The organism is Pedobacter sp. 01T416_2, assembly GCF_056398925.1.
This window is the reverse complement of record NZ_JBFTQI010000256.1, coordinates 1-13,749: the sequence shown is the minus strand read 5'-3', so window position 1 is coordinate 13,749 and position 13,749 is coordinate 1. Positions and strand designations below refer to the sequence as shown.

11 protein-coding genes and 1 pseudogene are annotated in these 13,749 nt (G+C 38.6%); 6 read left to right on the top strand and 6 right to left on the bottom strand.

From position 1 onward, the window contains the following. The 3 genes and pseudogenes from AC1DPQ_RS12560 to AC1DPQ_RS12550 form a co-directional block, all read right to left on the bottom strand. Positions 1–403 (bottom strand): annotated as a pseudogene (locus AC1DPQ_RS12560) (hypothetical protein); the annotation flags it as partial. A gap of 737 nt (positions 404–1,140) precedes the next feature. Then, entirely contained in the window at positions 1,141–1,341 is a 201-nt protein-coding gene (locus AC1DPQ_RS12555) for a hypothetical protein (protein WP_477609546.1), read from the bottom strand. A 56-nt stretch (positions 1,342–1,397) separates the two neighbouring features. After that, on the bottom strand, positions 1,398–1,568 hold the full coding sequence (locus AC1DPQ_RS12550; protein ID WP_477609544.1) for a PRC-barrel domain-containing protein: 171 nt from the start codon (positions 1,566–1,568) through the stop codon (positions 1,398–1,400). Between the two features lie 285 nt (positions 1,569–1,853). Between AC1DPQ_RS12550 and AC1DPQ_RS12545 the strand changes: the two genes are divergently transcribed. Continuing rightward, on the top strand, positions 1,854–2,144 hold the full coding sequence (locus AC1DPQ_RS12545) for a hypothetical protein (RefSeq protein ID WP_477584676.1): 291 nt from the start codon (positions 1,854–1,856) through the stop codon (positions 2,142–2,144). Positions 2,145–2,245: 101 nt separating this feature from the next. Here AC1DPQ_RS12545 and AC1DPQ_RS12540 read toward each other — a convergent pair whose 3' ends face one another. The 3 genes from AC1DPQ_RS12540 to AC1DPQ_RS12530 form a co-directional block, all read right to left on the bottom strand. After that, positions 2,246–4,519, bottom strand: coding sequence for a GH92 family glycosyl hydrolase (locus tag AC1DPQ_RS12540; RefSeq protein WP_477609542.1), 2,274 nt, complete (start codon positions 4,517–4,519; stop codon positions 2,246–2,248). A gap of 332 nt (positions 4,520–4,851) precedes the next feature. After that, positions 4,852–5,451: a GIN domain-containing protein gene (locus AC1DPQ_RS12535; protein ID WP_477609540.1), complete on the bottom strand. Its 600-nt coding sequence runs from the start codon at positions 5,449–5,451 to the stop codon at positions 4,852–4,854. A 521-nt stretch (positions 5,452–5,972) separates the two neighbouring features. Next, positions 5,973–6,722 carry a hypothetical protein gene (locus tag AC1DPQ_RS12530; protein ID WP_477579076.1) on the bottom strand — a complete coding sequence of 250 codons (750 nt, stop codon included), beginning with the start codon at positions 6,720–6,722 and terminating at the stop codon, positions 5,973–5,975. A gap of 346 nt (positions 6,723–7,068) precedes the next feature. Between AC1DPQ_RS12530 and AC1DPQ_RS12525 the strand changes: the two genes are divergently transcribed. The 5 genes from AC1DPQ_RS12525 to AC1DPQ_RS12505 all read left to right on the top strand — a co-directional run. Then, positions 7,069–8,895: a glycoside hydrolase family 97 protein gene (locus AC1DPQ_RS12525; protein WP_477609538.1), complete on the top strand. Its 1,827-nt coding sequence runs from the start codon at positions 7,069–7,071 to the stop codon at positions 8,893–8,895. Positions 8,896–8,954: 59 nt separating this feature from the next. Beyond that, on the top strand, positions 8,955–9,137 hold the full coding sequence (locus tag AC1DPQ_RS12520; RefSeq protein ID WP_477579073.1) for a fibronectin type III-like domain-contianing protein: 183 nt from the start codon (positions 8,955–8,957) through the stop codon (positions 9,135–9,137). Positions 9,138–9,276: 139 nt separating this feature from the next. Then, entirely contained in the window at positions 9,277–9,864 is a 588-nt protein-coding gene (locus tag AC1DPQ_RS12515) for an RNA polymerase sigma-70 factor (protein WP_477579071.1), read from the top strand. Between the two features lie 170 nt (positions 9,865–10,034). Beyond that, on the top strand, positions 10,035–11,210 hold the full coding sequence (locus tag AC1DPQ_RS12510; RefSeq protein ID WP_477579069.1) for a FecR family protein: 1,176 nt from the start codon (positions 10,035–10,037) through the stop codon (positions 11,208–11,210). A gap of 318 nt (positions 11,211–11,528) precedes the next feature. After that, positions 11,529–13,749, top strand: a 2,221-nt coding sequence (locus AC1DPQ_RS12505) for a SusC/RagA family TonB-linked outer membrane protein (RefSeq protein WP_477609536.1), incomplete at its 3' end; no start/stop codon positions are given.

Genomic DNA, 13,749 nt, shown 5'->3' with positions numbered 1-13,749 from the left:
CATCAAGGTCTGACAAACAATCTTTATTATTGCTCTGTAGTTCTTCCAGCAGGGTTTGATCCATCTGCAGGTTTTGCAGGTTAGGGGATCTGTCGCTTTGGGTTAACCTGCTTTTAAGCAATGCCAGTGCAGCTTCATCCTGCGTTAAATGTGCTTCTATGGGTTTAAGTTTCTTAAAGGAGCCAACGGTAACCGGAACTTTATTTACGGTTTCAAATACTTTTTCCAGGTGCGCAAGATAATCGCCTTTGGTCAATGTAGCAGAATCTGAAAGAATAGATACATCCTGCCCCTTATCTACAGGCTTATCTTTCTGCGCAAACACATGGCCAGAAAAAAATAAGATAAGGAGTAGAGATATTAAGTTCCGTATGGCTGGGTAAAAAGAATTTCGTGTTATCATTGAGCTTAGGCAGTATTGAATATTATCCGTTATGGGAATATAGGTTTTCAAAAATAGGAATTAGGATTGATTTTTTAATCAGAACACAAGCACTACAGGATTATGTATATGCTTTTAATACTTCGCAATGACGACCTTTCTTATGGGATCTGTCAATGGTAGGGTTAATTTATTGTATAAAATCAATATAAACGACATGGTATTTTAAGGACGATAAACGATGGGAAATCGTCATTGCGAGAAGGCTTTTTTGCCGACGAAGCAATCTTTATCGAAAGGATCACTAGCATGAAAGATTGCTTCGTCGTTCCTCCTCGCAATGACGACCTTCTTTTGGAATTTGTTGTTGATAGGAATAATTTATTTTATAAAAATCAATATTAATGACAGAAGAATTTTAAAGAGGTGAGCTGATTAGAAGTATCGTCATCTCGATCCCGAAGATTCGGGAAGAGATCTTTAAATTTGATTTCAATAACATAGTTCAAAGATCTCTCCTCCGAAGGAGTTCCTTTGGAACACTCCGCAGTGCTTCGGTCGAGATGACGATCATTCCATTGGAGTCTGTGAATGGTAGCTTGTCGAAGGGTCTTAAGGTGTTGCGATAAGCTCTCCGTAGGAGTCCTTTGGACAACATACATCATCTGAGGTGAAATCGCCTTATGATACAACCTCGTTTTTTGAATATAAACTATACTAGCGAGGCATATACATCATTTACAAATTTAACGTATCCATTAAATTAACGGGTCGGAATCCTGATTGCGGGGATTGTGCTCCGGAAAACTATTCTTATCGAAATGATGGTGACGATAAAAGTTTGCACGGTCAATCTCTACAATTTCATCTTCCATCCGCAACGCCGCCGGACTTCCAATTATGCTTCGGATCTGGTTCTCCAATTCAGGGGTAACCTCACCAATAATATATCTCGGCATTGCCCTAAACTGATCCTGGTGGATATCGGGTAAAATAACTTCTTTTTTATCTTCGCCTAAATTTGCGAGCCAGATGGATCAAATAGGAGGTCGCGCACCTTTCCAACCGAATCGCCAGCTTCATTTCTTACTGGCCAACCTTTAATGTCTGCCTCGCCGTCTGTTAATTGATAACTACTTTTTGAGAGCTCTTCTAAATTGCTGTATAAAATAGTTCCTGAATCCATAATTGCTTTTTTTAAAGGGGCTATTAATAACGATGCCCAGTTTTACAACAAGTTTTTCAGGTGATGGTTTTTATGCTAAGGCGCCAGGGTACAAAAATTGGGCGGCTAAAACAAATATCGTAAAGGAGTAATTAACTATAGGTATTTGTGGTCTAGCGTTTTGTGTTGGTATTAAAAGATGTGGAAAGCAACGAAAATATTAATCGAAATAATTTTTTTTATCAGGCGGCAATCATACTGTTTAACGATTATTTTGTATAATCGTTAAAATAGAATCAGAAGTTAATGAAGAATATAGCTGAATTTAGAATGTCATTAAAAGAAGATAGGCCTGATAGTAACATATCAGTTCAATTGCGCGCACTCTGGTATGATGCAAAAGGAGATTGGCATACGGCCCATAACCAGGTCGACCATTTAGGCGATGTTGCCTCTGCCCGCATCCACGCCTACCTGCACCGCAAAGAAGGCGATATTTGGAATGCCGATTATTGGTATGCTAAAGCCGGAGAGAAAAGGCCACAATTATCATTAGACCAGGAGTGGGAAGAATTGGTACAGCATTTTTTATCATGATGGGTGTAAATCACCTATCATTTAGTTCCAGCAATAACTAATGGTATGCTGGGGAGATAATACCTGAAAACAATATTAATCTCCCAAAATCTCCAGTCATTTTATTTCGCAGGCATTTTAAATGAAGGGGGAAGTGACGCTTCATCCGCTGCCCATAGTTTATTCGGACGTTTGCCCATTACCAACTCCAATTTGCCCCCTTTCATTAAATCCTCGTGAGCAAACCACGATTTATTCCATACTTGCCCGTTCAGTTTAGCCGATTGGATGTATTTATTTTCAGGAGAATAGTTTATACAGTTTAACTCAAACTTTTTGCCATTTCCCAGGTCAAGTTTTACATTGGCAAAAGTGGGGCTGCCAATTACATACATGGGCAAGCCTGGGGTTATCGGGTAAAAACCCATCTGCGAAAATACTACAAAAGAAGTAAGGCCACCGCCATCTTCATCGCCAGGAATACCCATTAAATCATTACGGAACCATTGACTTAATAAACTCCTTACCCTTTTTTGCGTGCGCCAGGGCTGTCCCGCATAATTGTATAAGTAAGGAATGTGCATGGCAGGTTCATTACCCATAGAAAACTGCCCAACATTACCCGTATGATCAGGCAACTGCGAATAAAAATCAAATCTGCTTTTCCCAAGCGGTGTATTATACATTTTCTCCAGTTCGTCAACAAAAGCCTGTTTGCCGCCAATCATATTTACCAAATCGCCCAGGTTGTGCAACACATCCCATCGGTAAAGCCAGCCATTGTTTTCATCGTAAGTTTCTCTGGCACCAAGTCCGCCCGAAAAGCGGTAATCCAGCGGTTTAATAAATTTACCTTCCACATCTTTCGGATGAAAAAATCGGGTGTCCGGATTAAACACCGTATGGTAGCTGCTACTTTTATCTAAAAAGTATTTTGCTTCATCGGTTTTACCTAATTGCTGAGCAATATTGCCCAGGCACCATTCATCATAAACCGTACCCAGGGTAACGGCTATCGGTTGGCGTTTTTCAAAACCATGGACTTCTGCTGCGGTTTCTTTTTCACCTTCAGGTAAAGCAGGGAAATAGCCCTTATCTTTAAAAAATTGATCTAAAACACCTGCTTTTTTTGAAGACCACGGGGCCAGGGTTTTTTCGGTAATGGCTGCTTTAYAATACTGATAAGCTTCATCAAGATTAAAATTTCTCAAACCCTTGTTATAAGCATCAATTACGGTGGCCGCGCCATGATTGCTGTTCATCCTCCGGCTATCACCAGTTACCTCCGGAAAAGTTGGCATCCAATGGTCTTTCATCTGTTGTGCCATTCGCAGGTAAGAATTAATCATATCGCCTTCCATTTTTGGCTCAATAATCACACGGAGTGGATGTGTTGCCCGGTAGGTATCCCAAATCCAGTCGTCGGTAAAAAATGGCATACCATTATCATTGTGCACTTTTCCGTCGAAGGCACTAAAATACTTTCCATCTTCAGATAAGCTGATCATTCTTTCGTAAGTGCGATAAAGGGATGTGTAAAATATGGTTTTGGCTGTTTCATCGGTGCCTGTTACCATGATCTTTCCAAGTGTGGCATTCCAGATATTCTTTCCTGTCTGCGCCACCTGGTTCAGGTTATAATCCTTGATTTCTCGACGGAGATTTTGTTTTGCCTGTTCTTCACTGATAAATGATATGCCATAACGTGCTTTAATCTGCCTGGTTTGAGCAGGAAATTTTAAAACAAGATAAGCATCACGGCCGGAAGCAGACTGTTCCCTGGAATCAATTTTAGTTCCATGATGCTTGCCTGATTCAAGGGGTGTTAAATCAGTTTCGAAGTAGAGGTAAACCTTGGTATTATTGTCTAGTTTCTGAAAACCACTTACAACATTTTGGCTCACCTTCAGCGCTCCGTTTCTGGTGTTTAAAACCAGGTAAGCCGGAGCATTTGTTTGCGAAAAGTTGAGCGCATATATCCCCGATTGGTGCGACGGCGCAAATTGTACATTTATCCCAAAATCATCGAGGTCAACCTCATAATAATAAGGTTTAATCACCTCATTGTCGTAGCCATAAGAAATTACGTTACCCACATTTTTGAGGTCGCCCTGAAAGGGACTCAAATTAAAGGCCGAGCTGCCCCGGTGGCTGGTAACCACAACAGGCAAACCATCTATAGTATTACTGGTAAAATTATCACGCTCCGGATAAACCCGCAATAAGCTGTTAGGTAAATGAATAGTAGGATAAGTGGGTACAAGTAAATGGCTAATGTTACCAATGTATGGGTTAACATAGTCTACGGGTTGTTTTTTAGCTTGTGCATGTGCGAAATTGATACAAGCTATTAGCAAAAATATTGCGCTCAATAAACAATATGTATATTTTTTCATTTCAAGAATTTCGATTAGGTGTGGCAAACATAACATTTTTCAAAAACGATATTTAACGCTGACGAGTTGCCGACTGTATCATTAATGATGTAAATCTTTTTAATCCTGCCTATAACAGTAAAACGATTTAGCAAATCTAAAGGAAATGATCAGTTTACCAAAAAAGCAAGAATAGAAAATGCCCTTTCCTATTTGGCCTGTTTGCATCTTATTAGGTTAATTACAATGCCTGGTGCCAAAAAAAGAGGTTACGGCTTAAGCGTAAGTGGTGTGTAAACAAAAAAGAGCGATGAATAGATTTCATCGCTCTTCGAATGTWAAATTTTTATTTATTATTTTGCTAATGAGGCAGTTTGTTCTGTACCGGTTACTGGTGAGCTCATTTGTGTTTTCATTGCTGCAAATCTATCTAGATTCAATTTTGGTGTGCTTCCCATTACTAAAGTATGTTCTCCTGTAGCGCCACTTAATTTTAAATCTGCACGGCCTTCAATTACAGTATATAAACTTTCTGTATCCGAATCGATTTCTGCAACCGCATTTCCTTTTAAGAATAACTGAAGATATTTAGTATCCAATTTGCCAGCTGTTTTTACTACGGCATTYTCAGAAGCCTGTACTCTGGAAATATTTTTTACATAAACTGTAATCTTAGCCGTATTTCTATCTACTGAACTGATTTTTAGTGCATATCCGTCTTGGATCACTTTTACTTTACCAGTGTTATCATCATTGTAGCTCACACTTTCTTTTTCTCCTTGTATCAACGTAATTTCTACATTGCCACTTACAATAACCTGGCTGATGTTTTTAGGTGCCGATATTTTGATTGGCTGTTTCTCGCCTGCCATTACACTTGTTGAGAAAATAGCAGAAGTTAAAACGATAGCTGCTAATACTGATTTTGTTAGGGTTTTGATTGAGGTTTTCATAATGCCGTTATTTATATTTTTAATTAATATTTTGTGATTGTTTTGTAGATAAGACACCACGATGGCCAAAACGTTGCAGTAGAAAACCCTCAATTATACCAACACAGCTTAATTCTCGACGAACGGGTTTAAAAATCGGGCGAAAAAGAGTTCATTTTTACGAATACTTCCATACCTATCGCTTAATTCTATGCACGATCTTAATCTTGTTGGCTTAGAATTAACAATAGCTGAACATTTGCTTTAAACGCCTGTTAAATCTTTTGCGGTAAGTTCCAGTAAATTGAGGCCATGAGAATGACCGTAAGGTTGAAAAATAAAAGAAAAATTAGCGCTGGTTAACCAGCTACGAGCCTGTAATACGCTAAACAGATAGACTGGCGGAGTTAATACCTGCCTGAAAAAAATTGACCTACCTCAATAATCCAGAAAGATGTGCTAAATCAATAATGCCAAGCTCAGAACTTGGGTTTAAATGGGCAGAATGTGAAGCATCTGCCCGTTGGGTTTCACTATAATGGCTAAAATTTAATCGATAGTTTTTCAGAAACRAGAACATTGTTTTTGTAGTACTCGAAGAACCAGGTTCCATTCTTTTTTAAAACTATGCCATTCCCGGTTCCACTGCTGGAAATGTAACAGTCCTCTACAGAGGTTTTGAGTAAGGTCATTACAATTTTAGGGCTTGCATCTATCAGTTGGTAACCATTGCTTATAGGCTGCGCATACAATAGCCCCTCTTGTTGCTCTGTTTTAACGGCAATCGGCTGACTAACTGGCGCAGATGCTGTTTTAGGCGCCACATTTGCAGGGGCAGGTGTTGGACTGGTAACCGCTGTTGGGCTGCCTGCTACATACTTAAAATCGTTAAAGGATGTAAATGCATCTTTCAATGCCATATTGTAAGAAGTTTCATATTCTTTCTCTCTGCTTTTACCTGCCTTGCTTTTTATCACTATAGCACCCTTACAATCTTTAAGTAAAAGAGTAAGATTGGTAACGAACATACTATTGTTTTCCTGCACTTCTACCACCAGGGCCTTGCATCTATCTGTTGCAATTTCTTCTGGTATTTCCGAATTATCAAAATACACAGTAAAACCTTTCTCCTCAAAAAAAGCTTTTGTTAGTGTATTTAAACCATATTGATTAATCTGTTTGAGAAAACTAAATTTCTCGGGCACAATGATGTATTTGTAATTGGCGGTATTAGACTGTGCCTGTACAGAAAAAGAGATTGCTAARAGGACAATAAAAAGATATCTTTTCATAACGGTTAATGGAGCTTGGATAAGATTCCGCCTCAATTTATAGAATGAAACGGAGAAAATCAAATTTCAGTAACATGATACATTATTAATTCAAGGGTATTTAAGAAAGCCCCAACCAAGTTTAAGGGTATCGGTTGATTTTTATTTATCGCATTTTTATCAAAATTATCTGCAGATTTGTTATCATTGAGCCGACCAAATATCATTATTGTAATGAAGATCATCCCAATCAATCAGAAAATTCCGCTGTTTGAATAAGCAAGCATGAGACATTGAGGCTTCAATTTCGCTGTTGGTCCGCGAATACAGATCAAATATTTATACTATAGCACTGACAAAATAAACAATGAATAAGTTTCTTGTAATACTTTTTTTTATAGCCCTTAGCCAGTTTGTACAGGCAAAAGAAGTTAAGATGTCGAGTCCCGACAATAAAATAGTCCTAACCCTCAGTACAGAAATGCAGAATAAATCTGCGTTAAATTATACGGTTATGTTTAAGGGGAATGTTGTAATCGCTGCATCACCTCTTGGGCTTGAATTTGAAGGAGGAGATCCTTTGTCAGGTGGTCTGGAAATTGTTTCGGTTAGACAAAAATTGGTAAAAGGTACCTGGAAACCAGTTTATGGAGAGAAGAATATATATGCTGACCACTACAGAGGAATAACCGTCCAGTTTAAAGAGAACACAAAGCCCTTTCGTTCTTTTTCGATGGATTTTCGAGTATACAATGAAGGTGTAGCCTTTCAATATAATATAGATACGAAGAAGCAAGTAACCATTAGCCGTGAGCTTACAGGTTTCCGGTTTACTCAGGACCATCCGTCCTGGATTGCAAGGGAATCGCAGGCAAGTTATATTAAAGGGACTGTGAGTAAAACACCGAATGGTTCTGAGCGGCCTTATGTAATCGAAGTTAATCCAAACTGCTTGGTGGCGCTTGGCGAAGCTGCCTTAACCAATTTTGCTCAGATGAAATTTGACCGGTCCCCAAAAGACAGCTTATTGATAACGGCTGCGCTGAGAGGAAAATCGGTTTTTAACAGTAGTTTTTCAACGCCGTGGCGCTACGTGATGATCGCAGAATCAGCCGGGGAGCTATTGGAGAATAACTATTTCATATTAAACTTGAATAAACCCACGCCATTGAAAGATGTATCTTGGATAAAACCTGGAAAGGTAATCCGCGAGGTAACTTTAACAACGGTTGGTGGTAAGGCTTCTATTGATTTTGCTGCCAAACATCATCTCCAGTACATAGAATTCGATGCAGGCTGGTATGGCCATGAGTATGATAATGCAGCCAGTGCACTAGCCGTAAACGTAGATGCCTCAAGGTCTCCAGGCCCATTGGATCTTCAGGAAATCATTGCTTATGGAAAAAGTAAAGGCGTTGGTGTGATCCTCTATGTGAATCAAAGGGCATTAACAAAACAGATCGATACTATCCTTCCATTATATAAATCGTGGGGGGTGGCAGGATTGAAATATGGCTTTGTGAATGTAAATTCGCAGCAGAATATTACCTGGTTGCACCAGGCCATAAGAAAAGCAGGAGATCATAAACTGATGCTGGATATCCATGATGATTATCGCCCAACTGGATATTCAAGAACCTATCCTAATTTAATGACCCAGGAGGGCGTGCGTGGCGATGAAGAAAGCCCTGACAGCAAACAGGCATTAAGCACCATGTTTACTAGGATGCTGGCTGGCGCTGCTGATGCTACAAATTGTTATTTCGCACCAAGGGTAGATCAAATGGGCTCACATGCATCGCAAATGGCCAAAGCAATCTGTTTATATAGCCCATGGCAATTCGTTTATTGGTACGACCGTCCTGCCGATTCGCCGAGAGCTAAAGGAGGGGCAGGATCAGCAGCTTCTGTAATAGATGAAATACCTGATCAATATGGAACTATGGCCAGAAAAAATGGAAACGATTGGTATCTGGGTACAATGACCGACAAATCGAGGAACTTCACTTTACCGCTTAATTTTTTAGAAAAAAAGACAAAGTACGAGGCTACTATTTATACTGATGATGCTTCACTCCAAACAGCCACAAAAATCCAGATCAGGAAAATGAAGGTAGATTCGTCAACTGTTCTCTCATTTGATTTAAAGGCAAAGGGAGGAGAGACCATTATTTTTAGAGCATTAAAACCCTAGCTAATTCGATGAGATAACTGAGTTATATCTTTTTTGAATTTAACGGATTAAGCACCGATATGGCAAAATACAAAATGGTGATAAATGAGGGTTTCGGTAAGCCTAAAAAATGCAGGAAAAGTAAAAGAGATGAGGTGATACAGCTTTACCTAAAAGACCTGTTGAGTAGCCTTAGCACTTACGGATCTGTTTTGCGCCGTTTTGAAAGGGTAACATTAATACCGGGAGAAGATAAAATGTAGTCTTTGGTCGAAAATTCGTCTGAGAATAAAGTCTTAAAGAAAGATTTTTGGGTAATTGAATAAGGCTATCGGTTTTTCAATTTATTGTATGGTGTCGGTTTTTTTTATAAATTTATATAATCCTTATGCAAAAGAGAAAATGTTTACCCAAGTAATATTAGCAGATGAAGAGTTAATTTCTTTATTAAAGACAGATGATAGAAGAGGCCTTCAACTGATATATAACAACTATTGGGAACAACTATACCTTGCAGCATTTAGTGTATTAAAAGATCCCGAACCGTGTAAGGATATTGTGCAAGATGTTCTATTGCAATTATGGATCAGAAGAGATGAAGTGAAAATTGATTCACTAAAATCTTACCTGTTTACCGCTGTCCGCTATAAAGTACTCACTTATATAAAGTCGGCAAATAACCGGAAGGTATTTATCGAAGATGGCGAATTGGAAAAATTGGCTGGCTTTGCCTTACAGAAAGATAACCTGAATAAACAAGATGTCGAAAAATTGCTCGAAAAAGGGATTGCTTCACTCCCAAAGCGCTGTCAGGAGGTTTTTCTGTTCAGTAGAAAGGAATTTTTGAGTAATAAAGAAATTGCCGAGAGAATGGGCATCAGCGTAAAAACTGTCGAAGCCCAGATGTCGATCGCATTAAAACATTTACGGGCAGTGATGGGAGAAGTACTTTTTCTGTTGGTGATGTTTTCGTTCCACCATACTTTTTAAAACGCGAAACCTAAAATACAGGCCACGTCAAAGGCGTATAAGCAAAATATCTACATAAAGGAGCATCCTATATTCCAGCTTCATCCCCGTTTAAAACCGCTTAAGCCCTTCATTTTAATTTTTTTTTAAATTCTTTTAGGGGTTAGGGCTTTTCATTTAGACATACCTATATGAAAAACATAATAACTGATAGTGAATTTAAAGAATTGGCAAGGAAATGCCAGGAGGGAACTGCCAGTGAAGAGGAAATAAAAGCTTTTGATGAAGTTTATGACTTACTTCTTCAAAGACATACAACATGGGATGCTAATCTTATGGGTGAGAAAGTAGCTGTTCAAAACGAAATATACCAGTCACTCATCAATAAGGTTGATGATCAACAAAAAAATATCCGCGTGTTTCCATTATGGAAATATTTATCTGCCGCCGTTCTTTTAATTGTTGCTGGCTTCAGCGTTTATTTTTTCGCGATTAAAACAAAAATGGAAGATCAGCATCAGCAGGCTGTTATTCTACCTGGCAAAAATAATGCAATCCTGACTTTGGCCGATGGAAAAAAAGTTAATTTAAATGAGGTAGGGAATGGTGCTTTGTTGAAACAGGCTGGAATTCAGATTACAAAATCGGCTGATGGCCAATTGTTGTATAAGGTATTGAATGATGTAGAAAAAACAGCCAAGTTAGTCTCCTATAATTTAGTGGAGACCCCAAGGGGTGGGCAATACCAGATTATCCTGCCTGATGGTACCAAAGTTTGGCTTAATGCAGCTTCCTCATTAAAATTCCCATTGTCATTTGCCTCTATGGAAGATCGTAAAGTTGAACTAAAAGGAGAGGCCTATTTTGAAGTAACCAAAGATAAAATACATCCATTTAAGGTTATCAATGAAGGACAGGAAGTAAAAGTGCTGGGTACACATTTTAATATTAATAGCTATGAAGATGAGGGTGCGATTAAAACAACCTTACTAGAGGGAAGCGTAATCGTAACCTCTGATTATGCTAAAAATGGAGTAAAGGCTGAAGTTAAGATTAAACCGGGAGAGCAGGCCATATTAACTGAGAAAGGAATAAATGTGGTAGAGAAAGACGTAGAGGCAGTGATGGATTGGAAAAACGGGGATTTTATATTTCAGCAGGAGAGTTTAAAGCAGATCATGAACAGGGTAGGCCGATGGTATAATGTAGACGTAGTTTATGAAAAAGATGTAAATGCTGGATTGACCTTTAGCGGTCAGATGTCAAGGTCGAAAAATATCAAAGAAATCCTTAAAAATTTAGAATCAACCGGGGAAATCGAATTCGAAATCAGCGGATCAAAAATCAAAGTAAAGAATAACCAATAATAAAAATATCAACAAACCAAACTAACCGATTAATTTACTAACCAAACCAACCGTAATGAAAGCTTTTCCTTAACTTTTACAAAAGCATAGCTTAAAAAATAAGCCAAGAGTGTGCAACCACTCTTGGCTATGGTTTAATGCTATTCATCAGACCCGAATAAATCGGGAATTGCAAAACAATTATTAATGAAACCCTGAGCATGCCCAATTCCTAACTAGACAATCGGCATACTCGTATTAAACTCATTCAAATGTATGAATTTTTACTTTAAAAGGCTATACAGGCCACCAGCTCGTATTGCCCAAATTTTGCTCGTAATGAAACTAATCATTGTGTTATTAACAGCTACATTTTTGCAGGTAAGCGCAGGCACTTATGCCCAGAACGTTACCCTGAAGGAGAAGAATGTCAAATTGGTGGCCATATTTAAAGAAATCCGTAAGCAAACCGGTTATGATTTTATTTATAGCGACCGCATGCTGGAAAATGTAGCGCCGGTAAACTTAAACCTGACGAATGTTCCATTAATTGAAGCATTGAATAAAGCTTTCGAGAACCAGCCACTTTTATATGAAATTGAGAATAAAACCATTATAGTAAAAGCTAAACCGGCACAAAACTATGGCTTTGCAAATCTGCTGCGTGTAATTACAGGTACTGTAACCGACGAGAACGGTGGTCCTTTACCTGGTGTTACCATCAGGAGCAAGAAGACAGGTTTAATTGTAAGGACAGATAAGGATGGGAAATATGCGATTTCGATCAACGATAATGCAGACGAACTTATTTTTTCTTTTATCGGCTTAGAATCAAAAACATTACGGGTTCCAGATAAGAATATTTTAAATGTACAACTTAAATCATCTGTTGAAAGGCTAGACCAGGTAGTGGTTACAGGTACTGGTATAAACAGGAACAAAGAAAGTTTTACGGGTGCAACTGCTACCTTTACCGGTGCGGAGCTAAAGGCAATCGGAAACAATAATATCATTGCGAGTTTGAAGGCTTTAGACCCCTCTTTTATTGTACTTGATAATGAATTAAAAGGTTCTAACCCCAATGTGCTGCCTACACTTGAACTTCGGGGTAAAACCACCGTTTCTGAGCTTTCGTTAAAAGATCAATTTGGTACCGATCCAAACCAGCCACTCTTTATTCTAGATGGTTTTGAAACCACTTTGAGTACGATTATCGATTTGGACATGAACCGCGTGGCCTCCGTAATTATTCTTAAGGATGCGGCTTCCACAGCTTTGTATGGGTCAAAAGCAGCTAATGGTGTAATCGTAATAGAAACCATTAAACCGGTACCGGGTAAATTGCGCTTTTCATATAACAGTGATTTAAGGGTTGAAGGACCTGATCTCACCGTTTATAATATGATGAATGCTGCAGAGAAATTGGAATTTGAAAAACTTTCTGGAAGATATAATATTGATGATGTTAAACAACAGCTTACCTTAGATTCGGTATACAATGTGCACAAAGCTGCTATCGCAAGGGGTGTAGACACCTATTGGTTATCTGAGCCGCTCCGTAATATTGTAAGCCAAAACCATTCCATTAATGCAAGTGGTGGCGATGAGGCTTTCCGCTACGGGGTGAGTTTCAATTATAAAATTAATCCTGGGGTAATGAAAGGTTCTACCCGTAATACATGGGGAAGTAACATCAATTTGAACTATCGAAAATCGAAGGTCAACATTAACAACTCATTCTCTATAAACGGAAATAATAGTACAGAATCTCCTTATGGTAACTTTTCTAATTTTGTAAATGCGAACCCTTATTATGAGAAAAATACCACTAATCCCAGTTTAGATAACGCAACAACTTTTTCAACAGTTTTTACCACTAAAGCGATAACGGTTCCAAATCCACTTTACAACGCTTCATTGCCTTTTAAAAACGAAGGAACGGGAATGAATTTAACAAACAATTTATCAGTACAATATGATATCCTTCCGAAATTTAGGTTGAACGGAGGTTTCTCCATATCGAAAGGTGTTTCCGAACTTGATATATTTACCTCACCCGATCATACAGATTATGCGGCGTTAGCACCTGTTCTGCGTGGTAAATATTCCAATAGCAAATCTAATAACTTTAGCTATAGTACAAACGCCTTATTAACCTACGGTAATGTATTTGGAGGTAAACATTCAGTTACAGCCAATTTAAGAGGGCAGTTTAGCCATAACTATTCCAGTTTCGAAAATTTTGTTGCTCAGGGATTCCCTACACAAACAGATCCTGTTTTAAGATTTGCCTATGGGTATGAACTCAATGGAATGCCAAGTGCATCCAGTTCTGCTTTCCGAAGTGTAAACGCAACCGGATCTGTTAACTATTCTTATGCCTCACGTTATCTATTCGACGCTTCGTATCGTTTAGATGGTTCATCCTCTTTTGGTAAAAATGATCCTTGGAGTCCTTATTGGTCTGCTGGTATTGGCTGGAATGCGCATCGCGAAACTTTCTTGAAAAAACTAGATGTAGTGAGCCGTTTAAAGCTTTACAGCAATATAGGTGTAACCG

Bases quoted from the DNA above. Each gene is read 5' to 3' on its own strand.
- AC1DPQ_RS12555 (WP_477609546.1), bottom strand. From the start codon at position 1,341: ATGCCGAGATATATTATTGGTGAGGTTACCCCTGAATTGGAGAACCAG.
- AC1DPQ_RS12550 (WP_477609544.1), bottom strand. From the start codon at position 1,568: ATGGATTCAGGAACTATTTTATACAGCAATTTAGAAGAGCTCTCAAAA.
- AC1DPQ_RS12545 (WP_477584676.1), top strand. From the start codon at position 1,854: ATGAAGAATATAGCTGAATTTAGAATGTCATTAAAAGAAGATAGGCCT.
- AC1DPQ_RS12525 (WP_477609538.1), top strand. From the start codon at position 7,069: ATGAATAAGTTTCTTGTAATACTTTTTTTTATAGCCCTTAGCCAGTTT.
- AC1DPQ_RS12520 (WP_477579073.1), top strand. From the start codon at position 8,955: ATGGCAAAATACAAAATGGTGATAAATGAGGGTTTCGGTAAGCCTAAA.
- AC1DPQ_RS12515 (WP_477579071.1), top strand. From the start codon at position 9,277: ATGTTTACCCAAGTAATATTAGCAGATGAAGAGTTAATTTCTTTATTA.
- AC1DPQ_RS12510 (WP_477579069.1), top strand. From the start codon at position 10,035: ATGAAAAACATAATAACTGATAGTGAATTTAAAGAATTGGCAAGGAAA.